This window comes from Ruegeria sp. AI2, from assembly GCF_056541275.1.
The window spans coordinates 1-2,197 of the sequence record NZ_JBQFYB010000044.1 but is presented as its reverse complement, the minus strand read 5'-3'; the positions used below and the strand labels follow the sequence as shown (position 1 = coordinate 2,197).

At 56.7% G+C, this 2,197-nt stretch carries 1 protein-coding gene and 1 pseudogene; one reads left to right on the top strand and one right to left on the bottom strand.

Features of this window, described 5'->3' with window-relative positions; all coding sequences use genetic code 11:
• A pseudogene (locus tag ACR0LL_RS21010) lies at nucleotides 1-576 on the bottom strand (transposase); the annotation flags it as partial.
• 74 nt (nucleotides 577-650) lie between these two features.
• Here ACR0LL_RS21010 and ACR0LL_RS21005 point away from each other — a divergent pair.
• Nucleotides 651-1,649, top strand: a complete 999-nt coding sequence (locus tag ACR0LL_RS21005) for an IS110 family RNA-guided transposase (protein WP_170438367.1) — start codon at nucleotides 651-653, stop codon at nucleotides 1,647-1,649.
• The last annotated feature ends 548 nt before the right edge of the window (nucleotides 1,650-2,197 follow it).

Sequence of the window (2,197 nt, the reverse complement as noted above, 5' to 3'; positions counted from 1 at the left end):
CTGGCGTGGGAATGCGGTTCCAGACCCGTGACGGCGTGGGTCTACGATCTTCAAGCGCCTCGGGGCCGCCGACGAGATATCGGTCGTACCAGCGATAGAAGGTGGTCTTCGGAATGCCCAGCTTCTCCAAAGTGCGCTTGGTCGGGAGATGCGAACCTTCGACGAGGCGGATGACTTCCAGTTTTTCGGATGCGGGATAACTCATTCGTCGTCGTCCCCATCCGCGACCATGCTTTTTTTGAGCAACCGCAGTTCAAGAGCCTGTTCGGCAACCACTTCCTTCAGATCACGGGCTTCCCATCTCAGATCCTTCACTTCGGTGGAAGTTGCCGCGCGGGCCGTGTCGCCTGCCAGACGTTTCTTGCCGGCTTCCAGGAATTCCTTGGACCAGCTGTAATAAAGGCTCTGCGCGATGCTCTCACGACGGCACAGCTCTGCGATGCTGTCCTCGCCTTTTAGGCCGTCCAGCACGATCCTGATCTTCTCTTCTGCGGAGTACTGTTTGCGGGTCGCACGGCGAATGTTCTTTACGACCTTCTCACCGTGGCTCTGCTTGGTTCCGGGTTTCTGTCTCATCTTATGGAATGGACGCCCCTTGCACCGATGCCGATAGTTTTCGGCAGACGTATCAAGCAGAAGGAGTTCACAGAATGCAGTTACTTGCGATTGATTTAGGCAAACAGTCGTTTCACATCCACGGAATCACCAATGAGGGCGAGGTAATCTCGAAGAAGGTGACCAGATCAAAACTCGCCGCTGCCGTTCAGGAGTATTCCCCGGAAACAGTCGCCATGGAGGCTTGTGCCAGCGCTCATCACTGGGGCAGACAGTTTGAGGCGCAAGGCTATGCCGTGCGCCTCGTTCATCCGCGGTTCGTAATGCCGTTTGTCAAAGGCTCCAAGAACGACGCTGTTGATGCCGAGGCGATCTATGAGGCCGCACTGCGCCCGACTATGCGATTTGTCCCAGTGAAGACGACGGAGCAACAGGATTTGCAGATGCTGCATCGAACACGTGATCGTCTCATCACACAACGGACCGGATTGATTAATCACATTCGGGGCCTTCTGGGGGAGTATGGCGTTGTCATTCCAGTCGGTGCCTTTCGGTTCCGAAAGGATATCAGAAACGCCGTCGCTGAGGCCAAGTTGTCAGCGCTGGCAACGGAAAACTTCAACGCACTTATCGCCGAATTCGAAGCGTTGGACAAACACGTCGCTGAGCTCGACCGTAAGCTAATCGCGATCTGCCGGACCGATGAGCGGTGCAAACGTCTTGCAACCCTCCCCGGCGTCGGGCCTGTGATCGCCACCGCCTTGATCGCTGCCGTTGATGACGGTCGACACTTTTCGTCTGGCCGGGCACTCGCGGCATGGATAGGCTTGGTTCCCAGACAATATACGACGGGCGGCAAGCCCCGGCTTGGTGGCATAGGCAAACGAGGCAACCAATACCTGCGGCGCCAGCTCATCCACGGCGCCCGGTCCGTCCTGATCAGGATCGCCAATCGTGATGATCAACGCGCGAGATGGGCGCAGGGCTTGCTGGCACGCGCAGGTCACAACAAAACGCTCGTGGCTATCGCCAACAAGACAGCACGCATTGCCTGGGCGATTTTGCGGAGCGGAGAAGGCTACAAAGCGGCGTAGCGGGCAGCCCGGAAAGTACTGGCGCTCTAAGAATGCGAGGTGACGAGACGATGGTGTAACGGCAGGGGCCGCAATTCACAGCCTGTAAGGAGTGGTGGCCAGGAAAGGCCGGTCATCTTGGAAGGCACTGAAACCAGCGGATCCCATCGAGGCCAGGAGCAAAGATGCTTCAATCAAAGGCCGGATAGATTCACGCATCCAATGCCGTCAACATCATCACAAAAAACACCTTGCGCAGGGGGCGTCCATAGATCCACTCCTTGGCGGTTACGATGGGCCAGAAACCCTCTCTTATCAAATCGACCTAAACTGTCCCATTGGCGCTGACGTCAGACAGGTCGACCGCTGCTTTTTGTCCTGATCGAGCGTGATCAGAATCTCACATCCAATTCGAGGGTAAGACCCCAGAAATTGAAGCCCGATTGCCCGATGCCGTCATAGAACACCGAACTGCTGAGCAGATAGTTGGACTGGCTGCTATATTCTGCACCCAGTTCGACACGCCCGCGGGCACCTTCGATCAATTCGCCAGACGCACCGTCGGTATC